Raw genomic sequence first — 17,538 nt, forward strand, 5'->3', positions numbered from 1 at the left:
TCTTTCAAACAATGCGATATTTACTGATACAGAGGGAAATCCCGGGTCAGCTTCAGCACACGGTCACTGATCTCGTCCTTCTTCTCGTCGTAGTGCCAGATGCAATCGGCGATGCAGTCGGCGATCACCTTCATCTCGGCCACGCCCATGCCGCGGGTGGTAACAGCCGGGGTACCCAGACGCACGCCAGAAGTCACGAACGGGCTGCGGGTCTCGCCGGGGACAGTGTTCTTATTGGCGGTGATGTGCACGCTGTCCAGACGTGCTTCCAGCTCCTTGCCGGTGCACTCCTCGTCACGCAGGTCGATCAGCATGAGGTGGTTATCCGTACCGCCGGACACCAGCTTGACACCGCGTGCCTGCAGCTCTGCTGCCAGAGCCTGTGCATTCTCCACGATCTTGCGGGCATATTCCTTGAACTCCGGCTTCAGTGCTTCACCAAAGCAGACAGCTTTTGCGGCGATCACATGCTCCAGCGGGCCGCCCTGGGTGCCGGGGAACACGGCAGAATTGATGCGCTTTGCAAGAATGGGATTGTTGGTCAGGATCAGACCGCCGCGGGGGCCGCGCAGGGTCTTGTGGGTGGTGGTGGTAACAACATCAGCATACGGCACAGGGCTCTGGTGATAGCCGCCTGCCACCAGACCGGCAATGTGGGCCATATCCACCATCAAATATGCACCATAGCCGTGGGCGATCTCAGCGATCTTTTCAAAGTCGATGGCACGGGGATATGCAGACGCACCAGCCACGATCAGCTTGGGGCGCACCTTCTTAACCTGCTTTTCCAGCTCAGCATAGTCGATCACGCCGTCGGCATTGACACCGTAAGAGACAAAGTTATAGTTCTTGCCGGACATGTTCACCGGAGAACCGTGGGTCAGATGGCCGCCCTGAGACAGATCCATGCCCATGACAGTATCGCCCAGATCCAGCAGAGCAAAATAAACTGCCAGATTGGCCTGTGCACCGGAGTGGGGCTGAACATTGGCATATTTTGCGCCGAACAGCTTGCAGGCACGCTCGATGGCAATGTTCTCCACCTCGTCCACATAGACACAGCCGCCATAGTAGCGCTTGCCGGGCAGGCCCTCGGCGTACTTGTTGGTCAGGATGCTGCCCATTGCGGCCATGACGGCGGGAGAGACGATGTTCTCACTGGCGATCAGTTCAATGTTCTGGCGCTGACGGTTCAGCTCGCGATCCATGGCTGCGGCCAACTCCGGATCAACGGTATTGACCAGACCGATGGTGTCCATCATTTCATTGTACATAATATTCTACCCCTCTCAATTTCCGGAGAAAGCCCCGGATCTCTGGATCTCTTCAAGCCACCCTGCTCCGCGCACGAACCGAATTGCTTTCTTTTATCATAGCAGAAAGCTGTAGAATCTTCAACTTCCATTTTGCCAAAAGGCTTGCTTTTTTCGTCTGAAGTGTTTATTATACTTGTATAAAAATGCAGTGTCGTTTTTGTATATTTTTCAAGTCAGTCAACCTTCAGATGAAGCGAGGTGTTCTCTGGTGACGGTCAGCGAAGCAAAGCAGACCCAGCGCAAAGCGGGCCGTGCCGCACGCAAGGCTCTCGGCCCGGAAGAACGCAAGGCTGCAAATGCCGCTTTGTGCGCATCCCTCTGGCAGCTGGCTGCCGTGCAGAATGCGCAGACCATCCTGCTGTACGCAGCGTTTGGCTTTGAAGCCGACCTTGCTGCCTTTGCCGCCGAAGCAGCAGCTCAGGGCAAAACACTGGCCTATCCGGTGTGCGGCGAGGCGTATTCCCTTACAGCCGCTGTGCCCGGCCCGGACGGCTGGGAGATGGGGCAGTACGGCATCCGCACCCCCATCCTGAGCCGGTCGGAGATTCTGCTGCCGGAAGCGCTGGATCTGGTCCTTGTACCCTGCACGGCTTTTGATGCAGACTGCTTCCGGGTCGGCATGGGCAAGGGTTATTACGACCGGTATCTTCCCCGCTGCAAAAACGCGGTGAAGATCGGCATTGCATTTGAGGCACAGCGGGTGGAACATGCTGCCGTAGACGAGCACGACCAGCGGCTGGATGCCTATGTAACAGAGAGGGGTATTTACAAATGGAAATGACTAAGCTGAGCTGTGAGAAATTTCTCGCAGAGCTGGCCAGCAAAGCCCCCACGCCGGGCGGCGGCGGAACGGCAGCGCTGGTGGGTGCTGCCGGTGTAGCGCTGGGCAATATGGTGGGCAACCTGACCACCGGCAAAAAGAAATATGCCGCCGTGGAAGCAGACATTCAGGCCCTGAACACAAAAGCCGATGCCCTGCGCAAAGAGCTGGAAGCGCTGGTGCAGGCCGATGCCGATGCCTTTGCGCCGCTGGCTGCGGCCTACGGCCTGCCCAAGGACACACCAGAGCAGGCTGCACACAAAGCCGCCGTGCTGGAAAAGGCGCTGGATGCCGCCTGTGCCGTGCCACTTGAGATCATGGAAAAGTGCGCCGAGGGCATTGCTCTGGTGGAAGAATACGCCGCCAAGGGCAGCGTGATGGCCGTCTCGGACGCAGGCTGTGCAGCCGCCCTGTGCAAGGCAGCCTTGCAGGCCGCAAGCCTGAATGTGTTCATCAACACAAAGCTGATGGCAGACCGTGAGCGCGCTGCTGCGTTGGACGCAAAAACAGACAAACTGCTGGATGAATTTGTGTTGCGGGCAGACGCTGTTTTTGCATCCGTGATGAACAAATTGCGAAATAAGTGAGGGAAAGTATTATGGCAACGATTTTGAAGGGCGCACCCGTTGTAGCCGCTATGAACGAACGCAATGCGGCGCTGTGTGAGCAGCTCAAGGCAAAAGGCATCACTCCCACGCTGGCCGTGGTGCGTGTGGGTGAGCGGGAGGACGACCTCTCCTACGAGCGCGGCGTGATCGCCCGCTGTGGCAAGGTGGGTGTGGAGGTAAAGCAGTTTCTTCTGCCCGCCGATGCTTCGCAGGACGATCTGCTGAAGGTGATTGCCGAGGTGAACGCAGAGGATACCATCCACGGATGCCTGCTGTTCCGTCCGCTGCCCAAGCAGTTCAATGACCGCACTGTGCGTGCGGCGCTGGCTCCGGAAAAGGACATTGACGGCATCACGGACGATTCTCTGGCCGGTGTGTTCACGAATACCGATCTCGGCTATGCTCCCTGCACCGCGCAGGCCTGCCTTGAAATCCTGAAGTATTACAACATTCCGCTTTCCGGCAGGCGCGCTGTCGTAGTGGGCCGCAGCCTTGTGGTAGGCAAGCCCGCAGCCATGATGCTGGACCGCGAGAATGCCACCGTGACCATCTGCAATTCCCGCACGCAGAACCTGCCCGCCATCTGCAAGGAAGCAGATGTGGTAGTAGTGGCCATGGGCAAGATGGGTGCCGTGGGCACCGACTGCCTGCGTGAGGGCCAGACCGTGGTAGACGTGGGCATCCATGTGAACGAAAAGGGCAAGCTGTGTGGTGACGTAAAGTTCAGCGAAGCAGAGCCGGTAGTGGATGCCATCACGCCGGTACCCGGCGGTGTGGGCACTGTGACCACCTCGGTGCTGGTGGGCCATGTCGTGCAGGCTGCAGCAAAAAAGGCCGGGCTGTAACGAATGATAGAACTATAAAATAAAAGACGCTTGATACACTGCTGTATGCTTCCCTGCCGGGAAAACATATTCAGACAAGACCAAGCGTCTTTTTTGATTGCTATATTTTAGCCGCGGACAATGAGCAGCAGCAAAGCCGAAGCCACACACTGCATGATCAGCCAGCGGGCCACCACCTGCTCGTCGCTCCAGCCCTTATTCTTGCGGGCATGGTCGTGCAAAGGGGTGCGGGTGTTCTTGAGGATGGAAATGTGCAAAAAGCGCTTCAGGCTGATCTTCAGGATGCCCAGACTGCCATCCACGATGAACACGATGGCTGCCAGCAGGAAGGCAAACGGATGGCCGCACTTAAGGGACAGCATTGCGATAAAGAAGCCCATTGCGCGGCTGCCGGCATCGCCCATCAGCAGGCTGGACGGCTTTGCGTTGGACCACAGATAGGCCAGCAGCGCACCCATGAACACAACGCCTGCGGTGCCGTACTCGGCCAGCTCTGTTTTATAGGCCAGCAGGTAGGTGCCGATGGTCACCACTGCAACACTTGCCGAAAGGCCGTCCACGCCGTCGGTGCAGTTGACCACATTGATGCTGGTCCAGATCAGAATAACGATCAGCAGCAGGTACACAGCATACGGCAGAGTGAAACTCCACTGCAGGAAATTCACACCGCAGCCGTTGAAGTTGAGGTAGGTCACACCTGCAACAATGGCAATGGCAAAATCAATGATACCCTTTTTATACTCGTTCCATGCAGTTTCAGCAGCATCGTCAAAGTAGCCGGACAGCATGGATGCAATGAGCAGGATGGTGTAGATGACGTATTCCACCTTGAACGGCAGGAATGCCAGCGATACCAGTGCGATGCACAGCACGAAGATCAGGCCGGAACCACGGGCCTTACCCTTGGAAAGCGCACCGTTCACCGCAAACTCGCGGCCATGGTCGTGCGGAAGCTTATCGTGAAAAACGGAGTCCATCAAAGCCGTAAGGGCAAACGCCAGCAGGAATGCCAGAGCATCGACACCGCGCTGTCCTACGACCGAAAGCAGTGATTCGATCATATTCAAAGTTCCTCTTTCTTTTATGTTTGTGAGAGAAGTGTATCACGCTATCCATAAAAAATCAATCATTCCCGGAGAAAAATCCACGTTTGATTGACTTTCTGCAGCACCGCACTTATAATAGTATATCAGTCTGTCGAAAAAGTTATTGTTTCTATAAAAGGAGAACTCATGTCCATCTCTCTTGAGCAGCTTTCGGCGCAGATGCGCCGGGGCGAACAGGTGCCGCTGCGGCACACCATGCAGGTGGTGCTCACACTGAGCATCCCATCCATCCTGCAGCAGATCGTGGTAACTGCGGTGGAGTACATCGACGCAGCCATGGTGGGGCATATCGGTGCATCTGCTACGGCATCCATTGGCATCGTCAGTTCCAGCACGTGGCTCATGCATGGAATGCTGGCCGGTCTATATATGTCCTTTGCCATTCAGGTGGCACAGTATCTGGGTGCAGACCGGCAGGACGATGCACGCGGTGTATTGCGCCAATCTATGATCTTCAACCTTGTGGTGGGCCTTGCAGCTGCGGCCTTCGGCATTGGCATCAGCCGCTTTCTGCCCGGATGGCTGGGTGCTGATTCTTCCCTGCAGGCGGATGCTTCGGCCTACTTTGCCATCTGGTCGGCTTCCCTGCCCTTTTTGATGATCATGGGAACCTATTCCTCCATGCTGCGTTCCTCCGGCGATGCCCTGACACCGGGCCTTATCAGCGTGCTGACCTGCGTGCTGGATGTGATCTTTAACTTCTGCCTCATCAATCCCACCCGTGAGATGGTGGTGTTTGGCCGCACAATGACCGTCTGGGGCCTTGGCTGGGGGGTACCGGGCGCAGCACTGGGCACCGCCCTTGCTACCGCTATCAGCGGTGTGCTGACCCTTGCCATCCTGCTGCTGCGGGACGGACCGCTGTGCATCCGCAAGCCCGGCTCCTGGCACATTACCAAAGCCTGCCTGCAGAACCTGTGGAAGGTAGGCGCACCGCTGGCCGCAGAGCGTGCAGTTCTTTCCTCGGCGCAGGTGCTGCTCATCCGCATCGTATCCGGCCTTGGCACCACCGCCATTGCTGCCAACAGTCTGGGTGTGAGCGCCGAAAGCCTGTGCTACATGGCAGGCTATGGCATTCAGGATGCATCCCTTGCACTGGTGGGGCAGGCCGTGGGCGCAAACCGTCGGGATATGGCAAAAAACTTTGCCTGGCTGTGCACCGGCATGGGCATAGGCATCATGGCGCTGACCGGTGTTGGCATGTACATTTTTGCGCCAAACCTGATGGGTATTTTCACCGCAGATGCGGCAGTTATTGCGCTGGGCGCACAGGTGCTGCGCATTGAAGCACTGGCCGAACCGATGTTCGGTGCCAGTATCGTTGCCAGCGGTGCCATGCAGGGTGCCGGAGACAGCACGGGATGCTTTGTGCTGAACCTTGTCAGCATGTGGGGCATCCGGCTCACGCTGGCTTCCCTGCTGGCTCCGCATTTTGGGCTGGTGGGCGTATGGATGGCCATGAGCTTTGAGCTGACCATGCGCGGTGTGCTGTTCCTTGTGCGGCTGGTACGCGGCAGATGGCTGGACAAAGGGGCATTAGCCTGATCGACCGCTGGCGGATATATTTTCCTCTAAATAACAGCTCCCCGGCCGGGAACCGCACTGCGGGACCTGACCGGGGAGTTTTGCTGTGGTTATACGATTTGAGAAGAAGAAAAAATGGAGAACAAGTTACTTTCTGCCGTGCAGGATGGGAGACAGCGGCTTGTAGATCAGCATGCACAGCACTGCATCCAGCAGGCCTTTGACCAGCGTGAAGGGCATATTGAAGATGACAAGGCACTTGATGAGGCTGTCTGCAGAAGGCAGGATGGCCTGATACATGCCGAGGATGGCTTCCAGCGGCATGTGGTAGAACTGCACATAGGCCGGATAGGTGATGAAGTAGTTGGACGGTACGCTGAACACAGCCATGGCTGCAGCGCCTGCAATAGCACCAATGATGGCGGTCTTGCGGCTCTTGTGGTGCTTATAGATAACGCCTGCCACAGCGGAGAAAACCGCACCCAGCATGAAGTTGCACAGCTCACCCACGCATGCAGTGGAAGTGCCCTTGATAACGATGTGCAGCAGGTTCTTCATAAAGCTGATGACCACACCGTACACCGGGCCGAGAGCAAAGGCACCCAGCAGAGCCGGCAGGTCAGAAAAGTCCATCTTGACGAAGGACGGAATGAGCATCGGAATGGGAAACTCAATGAACATCAGGATAAAGGCCACCGCGCTGAGCATGGCGGCAACAGTAAGATTGTGAGTCGTGCTTTTTTTCATGGTAATGATCCTTCCCGGGGTAAGATGCCCCTTGCAAAAATTGTTCCGAAAGCTCTTTTCGTATCTTGTTTTTTGGAACGGGAAGGACAAATAGAAAAGCACCCTGCTGCAACAAAAACACTGCAACAGGGCGCGTAGACAACGATTTGCCTGCCGTTTCTTGCATCCGGACTATACCGTTGGTCCCGGAGTTGCACCGGGTCAGCACCCTTGCGGGTGGTCGCGGACTTTACCGCCAGTGGGGAATCTCACCCCGCCCTGAAACGAACTTTCTGGCACAAAGTATAGCGTGGCAGGCCCAGCTTGTCAAGAGGGCATCTTAAAATTTGTGCAAAAAATGTCAAAGTAATTCTTTCAAGCGCCCTTCTCTGTAAGCTCTTGCCCGGGTGGGTGCGGTATGGTATCATAGATGGGTCGTATAAAATTCAGGAGGTTATCATGATCTTTTCTATTCGTGATCTTTCGTTTGAGCTTGGCTCTGTACTGCTGGAGGGCTGGTTTGCACTGGCTGCGCGCGCAGGGTGCGCACTGCTCATTCTGCTTGCCGCATGGCTGGTACGCCGCTGGCTGAGCAAAAGGGGCATTCCGGCACTGCTGTCCCGCAAGTGGCACTTTAACGGCACTCCCATCCTGCTGCGCAGCTTTGCGGTACCCATCCAGCGCATGTGCACTGCGGTTGGCGTATATCTGGCGGCAGCTTCCCTGCCCTGGGCCATTCCCGGCATTGCCAAGCTGCTGTTGGTCTGCTTCCGCCTTGTCATGACCCTGCTGGTCTGCGAAGGCCTGTATGCGGCATCGGATCTGGCCGACCTGCTGCTGGCTTCCTGCAGCCCGGAGATCCGCTCCAACAAAACACTCTGCTCTTTGCTGGACACCGCCTACAAGGTGCTGGTGATCGTGCTGTGCGTGGCAGCGTTGGCACAAGAAGTGGGCTTTCCCATCGGCAGCATTGTCGCCGGTGCCGGTCTGGTTGGTCTGACCATCTCGCTGGCCGCACAGGAAAGCGCCAGCAACCTGTTTTCCGGCATCGTGATTCTGCTGGACAAGCCCTTCTCGGTGGGCGACTGGATCACTGTGGGCGATGTGGAAGGCGAAGTGATCGACATCAACTTCCGTTCCACCCGCATCCGCTCGCTGGATAAAACCATCAATGTGGTGACGAACAGTAAGATCTGCTCTTCCACCGTGCAGAACGCCGCCCTGCGCACCATGCGGCCCTACAAGTTCAATCTGGGTGTCACCTATGGCACCACCCGCCCGAAGCTGGAACAGCTGATGAAAGACTTGCAGACCATGCTGGACGCAAGCCCTTACACCAACAAGGGTACCAACATCGTACAGCTTGCAAACTTTGGCGATTCCAGCATCAACATTCTGGTCTCCGCCTACCTGCTGACTAACGCCTACGCGGAATTTTTGCAGATGCAGAACGACCTGAACCTGAACATTATGGACATCATGCAGGCCGACGGTGTGGATTTTGCGTTCCCCTCCACCAGCGTGTATATCGAAAAGAACTGAGCAAACCTGTAAAGGGGCTGTTGCAAAATAGCGCCAACGAAAAGCGGAAAGCAAAAATCTCATCTTTTTCCCTCAAAAAGAGTAGAATTTTTCGGAACTGAAAATGCAAAAAGCTGAGCACCTGCTTTTTCACAGATGCTCAGCTTTTCTATACTCATTTTTTGAAATCTGCCTTTGAGGCCTCAACATTCTGCCCGTTTTGTACGGTGAATGCGGCGGCTATTTTCAATCAGTCAGCTCAAGACTGGCAGGCAGTGATCAGGCTCATCTTGTAGACCTCGTCGGCGTTGCAACCACGGGACAGATCGTTGATGGGAGCGTTCAGACCCTGCAGGATGGGGCCGTAAGCTGCATAACCACCCAGACGCTGAGCAATCTTATAGCCGATGTTGCCGGCCTCGATGCAGGGGAAGATGAAGGTGTTGGCCTGACCAGCCACCTTGCTGCCCTTGCACTTGACCTGTGCAACTTCGGGAGCAACGGCAGCGTCAAACTGCAGCTCACCGTCCACAGCCAACTCGGGATCCATTTCCTGAGCCCTGATCACAGCGTCATGGCTCAAAGCAACGGTGCCGCCCTTGCCGGAGCCCTTGGTGGAGAAGCTCAGCACAGCAACCTTCGGATCGATGCCGAACAACTTTGCGGTCTTAGCGGTCTCAATAGCAACCTCAGCAAGCTTTGCAGAAGCGGCGATCTTGACCTCGCCGGTAGCCTTATCAATGGTATCGGTATAGTCGATGTTAACAGCGCAGTCGCCCATGGCAATGCGCTTCAGGCCCTCTTCACCGCAGTCACGGTCCAGAATGAAGCAGGAGCTGACCAGATGTGCGCCCTTCTTGGTCTTGACCAGCTGCAGAGCGGGACGAATGGTGTCGGCAGTGGAGTAAGTAGCGCCGCCCAGCAGGCAATCAGCCTTGCCCATCTTCACCAGCATGGTGCCGAAGTAGTTGGACTTCTTCAGCAGAGCGGTGCACTCCTCAGCGGTCTGCTTGCCCTTGCGCAGCTCCACCATGGTGTTGACCATCTCATCGAAACCGGCATAGTTCTCGGGGTCGATGATTTCGGCAGCGGAAATATCAAAGTTACCGGCGGCAGCAGCAGCCTTGCACTCAGCCTCGTTGCCCACCATGACGACCTTCAGCACGCCCTCGGCCAGCAGCTTTGCAGCGGCCTCCAGAATGCGGGGATCATTGCCCTCGGTGAAAACGATCGTCTTGGGATTTGCCTTCAGCTGTGCTACCAGCGGTGCAAACATATCAGCCATTGTGATTACCTCCGAATTTACTTTCCAATATTCACATCCAGATATCTGTTGGACACAAGGATGCCTTTCTCTTTTATTCTAGCACATACGGCAAAAAGTTCAAGACAAAATTGGCTTTTTGTGCTACAATTTTTGCCTCACACATCATCGTTATTTTCCTGCCAAAGTAGTAAAACACGCCCTGCGTATTCCTCCACAATTTCCCGTAAACCACCTTCCACAAATTTCAATTTTAAGCTATGCACTTTTCATTCACGATTTTTCTTTTTTAAAAATGCAGAAAGTTCCAGTCAGTTCATGTATTTTTTACGTTAAAACGCAAAAAAGAGCCATTCTCCCGATTCTTCGAGAGAACAGCTCCATAGTATTGGCTTTATAAATATCAGATAGAAATGGTGTTTGCCACGTCCAGCAGCACCGGGTCAAGCGTCTTAGTCATTTCAAGAGCTTCATCCACAGGGTAATCCACCAGCTTTTCGCCCTTCATGCCGACGATGCGGTTATACTTGCCCTGCTCCAGCAGGCACACGGCATGGTAGCCCATTGCAGAAGCGTTCACACGGTCACGCAGAGTGGGAGAACCACCGCGCTGGACATGGCCCAGAATGGTGGCGCGGGAGTCGATGCCGGTGCGTGCCTGAATCTCGTTTGCGATTTCCTGTGCATGGCCAACACCCTCGGCAACGATAATAATGAAGTGACGCTTGCCGGTCTTCTGAGTCTCAGCGATCTTATCCAGAATATCACGCTGCATGTCAAATTCCTTCTCCGGCAGTAGAACAGCCATAGCGCCGGAAGCAATTGCAACATTCAGAGCAATATAACCGGCGTTGCGGCCCATGACCTCGACCACACTGCAGCGGTCGTGGCTCTGGGTGGTATCGCGCAGCTTGTCGATCATCTCCAGCGCGGTATTCATGGCGGTATCGTAGCCAATGGTGTAATCGGTGCAGGAAATATCGTTGTCAATCGTGCCGGGCAGACCGATCATCGGAATGCCGCGGTGGGCCAGCTCACGAGCGCCGCGGTAAGAACCGTCGCCGCCAATGACCACCAGCGCATCAATGCCCAGTTCGCGGCACTTCTCTGCACCCTTGTCCTGACCTTCCTTGGTCTTGAATTCCAGACAGCGGGCGGTATACAGAATGGTACCGCCTGCAGAGATGATGTTCGACACACTGCGCAGGTTCATCTCAAAGCATTCGCCGTTCAGCAGGCCATTGTAGCCACGCTGAATGCCGATCATGCGGTAACCCTTATGCAGGCCGGTACGGACTACGGCGCGCACGGCAGCGTTCATGCCAGGAGCATCACCACCGCTCGTCAATACGCCAATCGTTTTGATCTGCTTTTCCATACGAGAGTTTCCCTCCAATTTGTTTCTTCATTTACCCAATGGTATCACAGCGCTCTCCATTTTAACGCTGTCCAAAGCACTTCACTTGCCTTGAATCATTATAACACAAACGCCTTATTTTGGAAACAGCCATCCCGCCGGATTTGCGTTAAGATTCGTGCACGGAAATGTCATTTTGTTGCAATGTTGTCCGTTCCGACCAGCCTTTCCAGCTCTTTGAACAGCAACGGATGGCCGGATGCGTACAGATGGCGCGGCACACGCAGATACTGCTTGGTATCGGTCAGATACAGGAGCACCGGCATGTCCCCATCAAAAATGCCAAGCAGATTGACCACCTTTGCATATTCCCTGCTGCTGCGGGAAGGCACACGGATATACAGCTTCTTTGCTGCCGTTTTCATCGGGTCCGGCCTGCCGTTATCCAGTCGGGCCGGATCGTAATTTTCGATCGGGACGATGCTCTCTGCCAGCAGCTTGGAAGCTTCATCCTCCCGTACCGACAGTCTGCCATCGATCACGACGACTGCATTTTCGTGCAGTGAATCCCGGAAAGCATCCAACACCTTTGGGAATACGATCACTTCCATGGTGCCGGTCAGGTCTTCTACGCTGGTAAAAGCCATCATGCTGTTGGACTTTGTGGTCATCATGCGGCTTTTTACCACCGCGCACACAATGCGCACTTTTTCTCCATCCTTCACATGGGCATCTTCCCCTGTAAGATCCTTGATGGTGTGGGATGCAATGCGTGCCGATTGTTCCCGGTAAGCATCCAGCGGATGACCGGACAGATACAGGCCGCTGACTTCCTTTTCCTGCTGGAGCAGTTCCTTATGGCTGTATTCCGGCAGCTGCTTTATTTCATAGTTATCCTCGGAAGCACCGCTCTGTGCTTCCCCGCTCATCACCGAGAACAGATCCAGCTGTCCATCCAGATTGCGCCGAGAGTCGGTCTCAATGCTCTTCAGAATGCCCTCTACGGCCTCCACATGGCTGTGGCGGTTGTTGCCCAGATGATCGAATGCGCCGGCCTTGATGAGGCACTCCACTGCCCGACGGTTCAGTTCATTGCCATGCATCCGCTTGCAGAAATCGTACAGGCCGGTGTAAGGTTTATTCTGCCGCCCCTTCACCACATTCTCGATCAGGTTGCGGCCCACATTTTTGACTGCATTCAGGCCAAAGCGGATCTGACCGCTTCCATCCGCCGTGAAGCCGCCGTTGGAAACATTCACATCCGGCGGCAGCACCTTGATGCCAAGGCGGGCACACTCGCCGGAATATTCAATGACCTTATCCGTGTTATCCAGCACACTGGTCAGCAAAGCCGCCATGAACTCACTGGGATAATGGCACTTGAGGTAGGCCGTCTGGAATGCCACATAGGCATAGCAGGCCGCATGGCTCTTATTGAACGCATATGAAGCGAAACTGGACATTTCATCGTAGATCTCATTGGCCACTTTCTCAGAGATGCCGTTTGCCACACAGCCGGGGCATTCGTTGCCGGGATCGGTGCAGCCGTACACAAAGTGCTCCCGCTCGGCCTCCATGACGGCATGTTTCTTTTTGCTCATGGCACGGCGGACATTGTCTGCCTGACCAAAAGAAAAACCTGCCAGCTCCCGGAAGATCTGCATGACCTGCTCCTGATAGACGATGCAGCCATTGGTCACATCCAGAATGTGAGCCAGCTGTGGGGTCTTATAGCTGATTTTGTCTGGCTCGTGGCGGTTGCGCAGGTAGGTGGGGATCGAATCCATGGGGCCGGGCCGGTACAGGCTGATCAGAGCGATAATGTCTTCTAGGTTCTGCGGCTGCAGGCCCACAAGCACCTGCTTCATGCCGGAAGATTCCAGCTGGAACACACCCTCGGTGTCTCCCTGCCCCAGCATCCTGTAGGTGTCCGGGTCGTCGTAATCCAGCTTCTGGATGGAGAACTCCGGGTGGTGCTTCTGCACAGCAGTTTCCGCGTCATGAATGACGGACAGCGTGCGCAGGCCCAGAAAGTCCATCTTCAAAAGGCCAAGTTCTTCGATCTCGGTCATGTTGAACTGGGTCACAGGCAGGCCGTCGTTGGTGGCCAACGGCAGATAGTAGTCCGTAGGCTCCGGGGTAATGACGACACCCGCCGCATGGGTGGAAGCATGGCGGGGCATGCCCTCCACCTTCAAGGCCGTGTCGATCAGCTCTGTGACCTGCGGGTCGGTATCGTACATCCGCTTAAGTTCCGGCGATACCTCCAACGCACGCTTCAGCGTCATTTTCAGCTCCATGGGCACCTGTTTTGCCACAACATCTACCTGCTGATACGGAATGCCCATCACGCGGCCCACATCGCGGATGGCGTTGCGGGCGGCCATGGTGCCAAAAGTGACGATCTGAGCCACATGGTCGGCACCATATTTCCGGTTGACGTAATCGATCACTTCCTGACGGCGCTCGTAGCAGAAGTCCACATCAAAATCTGGCATACTGACGCGCTCCGGGTTCAGGAAGCGCTCAAAGATCAGGTTATAACGGATAGGGTCGATATCCGTGATGCCCACGCTGTAAGCCGCAATGCTGCCTGCGCCGGAGCCACGGCCCGGGCCTACCGGAATACCCTGACTCTTGGCGTAGTTCACGTAGTCCCACACGATAAGATAGTAGTTCGTGTAGCCCATCTTTTTGACCACGCCGATCTCGTATTCCAGACGGTCTTTGTTGGCCTGCGGAACATTGGGGCCGTAGCGGCGCTCCAGACCTTCCCAGCAGAGCTTTTCAAAAAACGCCTGATTATCCATACCGTTCGGCGCTTTGTAATATGGAATTTTAGTGTGTCCAAAATCAAAATCAAAGTTACACTGTTCGGCAATTTTGGCGGTATTCTCGCAGGCTTCCGGCACCATGGAGAACAGCTCGTACATTTCGTCTGTCGTTTTGACATAGAACTCGTCGGTCTGGAACTCCATTTTATCCGCATCCTGAATGGTCTTGCCGGTCTGGATGCAGAGCAGGATGCCCTGCATTTTGGCATCCTCCTTGCGCAGATAGTGGGAGTCGTTGGTGGCTGCCATGGGAATTCCGGTCTCCCGTGCAAGCTTGATGAGCTGCGGCAGCACAGTATTATCCTCTTCCAGACCATGGTCCTGAAGCTCGATATAATAGTTTCCCTCGCCGAAGAGGTCTCGATACCACAGCGCTGCTGCTTTGGCGCGCTCATAATCGCCCGCCAGAATAGCCTGTGGAACTTCGCCTGCCAAACAGGCCGACAGGCAGATCAGACCTTCGTGATATTTTTCCAGCAGTTCCTTATCAATGCGGGGCTTGGAATAAAAGCCCTCCACAAAGGCGGCCGACACCATTTTGATCAGGTTTTTGTAGCCGGTCTCATTTTTGCACAGCAGGATCAGGTGGTTGTTGCCGTCGATCTTATTTACCTTGTCAAAGCGGGTGCGGGTGGCCACATACACCTCACAGCCGATGATGGGCTTGATGCCAGCCTTTTTTGCAGCCTTATAAAACTGCACGCAGCCGTACATCACGCCGTGGTCGGTGCAGGCAATGGCGGTCTGTCCGCACTCTTTTACGCGATCCATCAGCTGGTCAATGCGGCAGGCACCATCCAGCAGGCTGTACTCTGTGTGGATGTGCAGATGGACAAAAGGCCGGGTATTGGGTAATGCTTCGCTCATGCTTTTGCCTCCTGTTCCAGATTCTGCCGCAGATTTTCGGCCAATGCCTCCAGCTTCTTCATCCGGTGCGACAGGCCGGATTTGCTCACGGGTGGCTCAAAGCAGCCGCACAGCGCTGTGAGCGAAAGATCTGGGTACTGCATCCGCTTGGCAGCGGCCTCCTGCAATACCTCCGGCAGAGTGCTAAGGGCATCCTGCTCTTCCAGAAAGCGGATGGCCTTCAGCGTCTGCGCATTGGCACGGGCCGTTTTGCCAAGGTTTGCCGTATCACAGTTGGTCTGTCGGTTGGTCTGGTTGCGCACCTGTTTGAAGGCTTTTTGCGCATGCATTTCCTCTGCAGCGTTTCCAGCGCCCATAAAGCTGAGCAGCCGTTCCACATTGGCCCCGGTCTTGACGTAGATCAGGTTCACGCCGTTGCGGCGGGTGCGGTGCGGTGCAAACTCATGCTCTGCCAGCAGCGCTTCAAAGTCCCGTGCCAGATTGGTGCGGGAGGTAAGGAACTCCAGATTATATTCTTTCTGCGGATCAATGACCGTTCCACTGCACAAAAAAGCTGCGCCAATGTATGCACTGACGCAGGTCTGACAGCGGATAAGGCGGGGATCGATCTGCAGGCTGGTCTCGCTGCCCGTGGTGCCGAACAGCTCGTGCACCCGGGCCACCTGCTCCGGTGCGCGGATGTTGAATTCATACAGCACGCCGCTGGGCCGCTGCTTGTGCAGGATCTCGCCCTGCACGCCGCAGCGTGCGAACAGCTGCTGGGCAGCCTGCACCGTCTCCTGCTGCTCGGTCTGCACCACCAGACCCTTTGCATCAAAATATTTGGCAAAGCACGCAATGCCATAAGCTGCCGCACGCACACAGCAATCCTTCTGGATGCTGCGCTGCGCGATCTCCTCCCGCGCGCGGGATGCAAAACTACTCATACTTCCTCGAATTCTGTCAGCGTTTGGCATCGCGGTGCTGCACGCCCGGCTCGTAGCCGAGTTGCGTGCAATACTCCGCGATCTTACGCGCAAATGTAATGGAACGGTGCTTGCCGCCGGTACATCCCACCGCAATGGTCAGCTGGCTTTTGCCCTCCTTGACGTACAGCGGCAGTGCATACTGCAAAAAGTTCTCATACCGCTTGAGCAGTTCCTGCGCTTCCGGGTGGCTCATGACAAAATCCACCACATCCTGATCAAGGCCGGTCTTATGCTTGAGTTCCGGCACGTAGAAGGGGTTGGGCAGGCAGCGCACATCCAGCACAAGGTCTGCCTCCGGCGGGATGCCGAATTTGAATCCAAAGGACATCACGGTCAGGCGCATAGCGCCCTTGGCTCCGCCATTTTTTGCAAAAAGATCGCAGATGCGTTCTTTGTTTTGTGCTGTAGAAAGCAGGGCGGTATTGATGACGTAATCTGCACGCTCCTGCAAAGGCTTCAATATTTTGCGTTCCTTTGCAAAGGCCTCCCGGGTGGAAATGCCCTCGGCAATGCTGATGGGGTGGCGGCGGCGGGTCTCGCTGTAGCGGCGCATGAGTACATCGTCCGGGGCATCCAGAAATAGAATTTTATAATCCACACCCTGCTCATCCAGCTTGTCGAGCGCACGTTCGATTTCTTCGCTGGTGCGGCAGCCGCGCACATCCATGGAAAGAGCCACCCGCTCCAGCTGGCTGTCGCCCGCTTCCGAGAATGCAGTGATGCTGGGCAGCAGTCCGGCCGGAACATTATCTATACAGAAAAAACCGATATCTTCCAGCGCATTCATAGCCACCGACTTGCCTGCACCGGAAAGTCCGCTGACGATCAACAGCTCCATAATCTGATCTACCGCTCCTTTTTTGCTTTTTCCGTTATCGGACGACCCGGATCTCTTTTTCAAGGTCGTAGCCCGTCTTTTCCTTTACGATGGCGCGCACCTCGTCACAGAGTGCCAGTACATCAGCACAGGTAGCGCCGCCAAGGTTTACCACAAAGCCGCAGTGCTTATCGCTGACGGCTGCGCCGCCGTGGCGATAGCCGCGCAGGCCGCACTGGTCGATCAGCGCAGCCGCAAAAGCACCCGCCGGGCGCTTGAAGGTGCTGCCGGCGCTGGGCTTATCCAGCGGCTGCTTGTCCACACGCTTGGCCATCAATTCATCCATTTTTGCACGGATGTCCGCTGCGTTTCCGGGCTGCAGATGGAACTGTGCCGAGAGGATGCAGCCGCTGTTCTCTTCAAAAATGCTGTGGCGATAGCGGAGATCCAGCTCTGCGGCAGGCACTTCTCTGACCTCGCCTTCTGCCGCAAGATACCGCACTGTGGTGAGCACGTCCTTCATCTCGCCGCCGTAGGCACCCGCATTCATATACACTGCACCACCCACCGTGCCGGGGATGCCGTAGGCAAATTCCAGCCCGGACAGGCCATGCTTCAGTGCCGCCTTACACAGTGCCGCAAGGCGGACACCTGCGCCTGCGGTCAGGACTGTATCTTCCACCGCGATCTCTGCGTCCAGTGCCGAAACATCGATCACCACGCCGGAAAAGCCTTCGTCCGCAAACAGGATGTTGCTGCCGTTGCCCAGCAGGTAATAGCGGACAGCCTGCTCTTTACAAAGCGCAACTGCACTGCAGAGCTGCTGCTCGTTTTCCGGCATGACAAACAGCTGTGCCGGGCCTCCGATTTTAAAGGTACAGTGTGCCGCAAGCGGTTCATTCTCCCTGAACGGGATCGCTGCTGCCTGCAGTTTCTGCTTGAATCGTTCCATGATAACTTGCTCC

The 17,538-nt window shown here is 55.7% G+C and carries 14 protein-coding genes and 1 riboswitch; of the genes, 5 read left to right on the forward strand and 9 right to left on the reverse strand.

Annotated elements, in window-relative coordinates; translation table 11 throughout:
• Window positions 1–20: 20 nt before the first annotated feature.
• The gene (gene glyA / locus MTP41_RS00650) at window positions 21–1,274 is read right to left on the reverse strand and encodes a serine hydroxymethyltransferase (RefSeq protein WP_005942005.1); all 1,254 of its coding nucleotides are present in this window, start codon (window positions 1,272–1,274) and stop codon (window positions 21–23) included.
• Between the two features lie 250 nt (window positions 1,275–1,524).
• On the opposite strand from glyA, the gene MTP41_RS00655 reads away from it, so the two are divergent.
• From MTP41_RS00655 to MTP41_RS00665, 3 genes are read left to right on the forward strand one after another with little or no spacing between them, the layout of a single operon-like run.
• Window positions 1,525–2,097, forward strand: coding sequence for a 5-formyltetrahydrofolate cyclo-ligase (locus MTP41_RS00655; RefSeq protein ID WP_097777765.1), 573 nt, complete (start codon window positions 1,525–1,527; stop codon window positions 2,095–2,097).
• Entirely contained in the window at window positions 2,088–2,723 is a 636-nt protein-coding gene (locus MTP41_RS00660; RefSeq protein ID WP_097777764.1) for a cyclodeaminase/cyclohydrolase family protein, read from the forward strand. The genes MTP41_RS00655 and MTP41_RS00660 overlap by 10 nt, the downstream gene beginning before the upstream one ends.
• A gap of 11 nt (window positions 2,724–2,734) precedes the next feature.
• Window positions 2,735–3,589, forward strand: a complete 855-nt coding sequence (locus MTP41_RS00665; protein WP_097777763.1) for a bifunctional 5,10-methylenetetrahydrofolate dehydrogenase/5,10-methenyltetrahydrofolate cyclohydrolase — start codon at window positions 2,735–2,737, stop codon at window positions 3,587–3,589.
• A gap of 107 nt (window positions 3,590–3,696) precedes the next feature.
• On the opposite strand, the gene MTP41_RS00670 is transcribed toward MTP41_RS00665, so the two are convergent.
• Complete coding sequence (locus tag MTP41_RS00670; RefSeq protein WP_005941994.1) at window positions 3,697–4,650, reverse strand: phospho-N-acetylmuramoyl-pentapeptide-transferase; 954 nt, start codon at window positions 4,648–4,650, stop codon at window positions 3,697–3,699.
• 171 nt (window positions 4,651–4,821) lie between these two features.
• Here MTP41_RS00670 and MTP41_RS00675 point away from each other — a divergent pair, with 171 nt between their 5' ends.
• Complete coding sequence (locus MTP41_RS00675; protein WP_249235955.1) at window positions 4,822–6,240, forward strand: MATE family efflux transporter; 1,419 nt, start codon at window positions 4,822–4,824, stop codon at window positions 6,238–6,240.
• Between the two features lie 126 nt (window positions 6,241–6,366).
• Here MTP41_RS00675 and MTP41_RS00680 read toward each other — a convergent pair whose 3' ends face one another.
• The gene (locus MTP41_RS00680) at window positions 6,367–6,966 is read right to left on the reverse strand and encodes an ECF transporter S component (protein WP_005941988.1); all 600 of its coding nucleotides are present in this window, start codon (window positions 6,964–6,966) and stop codon (window positions 6,367–6,369) included.
• Window positions 6,967–7,116: 150 nt separating this feature from the next.
• Window positions 7,117–7,236, reverse strand: a riboswitch (FMN riboswitch).
• A 168-nt stretch (window positions 7,237–7,404) separates the two neighbouring features.
• Between MTP41_RS00680 and MTP41_RS00685 the strand changes: the two genes are divergently transcribed.
• On the forward strand, window positions 7,405–8,487 hold the full coding sequence (locus tag MTP41_RS00685; RefSeq protein WP_249235956.1) for a mechanosensitive ion channel family protein: 1,083 nt from the start codon (window positions 7,405–7,407) through the stop codon (window positions 8,485–8,487).
• Window positions 8,488–8,725: 238 nt separating this feature from the next.
• Here the strand turns inward: MTP41_RS00685 and pta are convergent, their stop codons facing one another.
• The 6 genes from pta to murB all read right to left on the reverse strand — a co-directional run bounded on the left by pta (window position 8,726) and on the right by murB (window position 17,525).
• A complete protein-coding gene (gene pta, locus MTP41_RS00690) occupies window positions 8,726–9,751 on the reverse strand; it encodes a phosphate acetyltransferase (RefSeq protein WP_249235957.1) in 1,026 nt (341 codons plus the stop codon).
• 382 nt (window positions 9,752–10,133) lie between these two features.
• On the reverse strand, window positions 10,134–11,108 hold the full coding sequence (gene pfkA, locus MTP41_RS00695; RefSeq protein WP_207698060.1) for a 6-phosphofructokinase: 975 nt from the start codon (window positions 11,106–11,108) through the stop codon (window positions 10,134–10,136).
• Between the two features lie 170 nt (window positions 11,109–11,278).
• On the reverse strand, window positions 11,279–14,788 hold the full coding sequence (locus MTP41_RS00700; protein WP_249235958.1) for a DNA polymerase III subunit alpha: 3,510 nt from the start codon (window positions 14,786–14,788) through the stop codon (window positions 11,279–11,281).
• A complete protein-coding gene (gene whiA, locus MTP41_RS00705) occupies window positions 14,785–15,714 on the reverse strand; it encodes a DNA-binding protein WhiA (RefSeq protein WP_005941975.1) in 930 nt (309 codons plus the stop codon). Before whiA ends, MTP41_RS00700 begins: the two co-directional genes overlap by 4 nt.
• A gap of 16 nt (window positions 15,715–15,730) precedes the next feature.
• Window positions 15,731–16,594, reverse strand: coding sequence for an RNase adapter RapZ (rapZ, locus tag MTP41_RS00710; protein ID WP_005941973.1), 864 nt, complete (start codon window positions 16,592–16,594; stop codon window positions 15,731–15,733).
• 34 nt (window positions 16,595–16,628) lie between these two features.
• Window positions 16,629–17,525, reverse strand: a complete 897-nt coding sequence (gene murB / locus MTP41_RS00715; protein ID WP_097775627.1) for a UDP-N-acetylmuramate dehydrogenase — start codon at window positions 17,523–17,525, stop codon at window positions 16,629–16,631.
• Window positions 17,526–17,538: the final 13 nt, after the last annotated feature.

Source organism: Faecalibacterium sp. I4-3-84 (assembly GCF_023347255.1).
Taxonomy (GTDB): domain Bacteria; phylum Bacillota; class Clostridia; order Oscillospirales; family Ruminococcaceae; genus Faecalibacterium; species Faecalibacterium taiwanense.

What these genes read in the sequence shown, in the direction of transcription:
- murB (WP_097775627.1), bottom strand. Translation starts at nt 17,525, where the DNA reads ATGGAACGATTCAAGCAGAAACTGCAGGCAGCAGCGATCCCGTTCAGG.
- MTP41_RS00685 (WP_249235956.1), top strand. Translation starts at nt 7,405, where the DNA reads ATGATCTTTTCTATTCGTGATCTTTCGTTTGAGCTTGGCTCTGTACTG.
- MTP41_RS00660 (WP_097777764.1), top strand. Translation starts at nt 2,088, where the DNA reads ATGGAAATGACTAAGCTGAGCTGTGAGAAATTTCTCGCAGAGCTGGCC.
- MTP41_RS00665 (WP_097777763.1), top strand. Translation starts at nt 2,735, where the DNA reads ATGGCAACGATTTTGAAGGGCGCACCCGTTGTAGCCGCTATGAACGAA.
- rapZ (WP_005941973.1), bottom strand. Translation starts at nt 16,594, where the DNA reads ATGGAGCTGTTGATCGTCAGCGGACTTTCCGGTGCAGGCAAGTCGGTG.
- MTP41_RS00680 (WP_005941988.1), bottom strand. Translation starts at nt 6,966, where the DNA reads ATGAAAAAAAGCACGACTCACAATCTTACTGTTGCCGCCATGCTCAGC.
- glyA (WP_005942005.1), bottom strand. Translation starts at nt 1,274, where the DNA reads ATGTACAATGAAATGATGGACACCATCGGTCTGGTCAATACCGTTGAT.
- pfkA (WP_207698060.1), bottom strand. Translation starts at nt 11,108, where the DNA reads ATGGAAAAGCAGATCAAAACGATTGGCGTATTGACGAGCGGTGGTGAT.
- MTP41_RS00670 (WP_005941994.1), bottom strand. Translation starts at nt 4,650, where the DNA reads ATGATCGAATCACTGCTTTCGGTCGTAGGACAGCGCGGTGTCGATGCT.
- MTP41_RS00675 (WP_249235955.1), top strand. Translation starts at nt 4,822, where the DNA reads ATGTCCATCTCTCTTGAGCAGCTTTCGGCGCAGATGCGCCGGGGCGAA.
- whiA (WP_005941975.1), bottom strand. Translation starts at nt 15,714, where the DNA reads ATGAGTAGTTTTGCATCCCGCGCGCGGGAGGAGATCGCGCAGCGCAGC.
- pta (WP_249235957.1), bottom strand. Translation starts at nt 9,751, where the DNA reads ATGGCTGATATGTTTGCACCGCTGGTAGCACAGCTGAAGGCAAATCCC.
- MTP41_RS00700 (WP_249235958.1), bottom strand. Translation starts at nt 14,788, where the DNA reads ATGAGCGAAGCATTACCCAATACCCGGCCTTTTGTCCATCTGCACATC.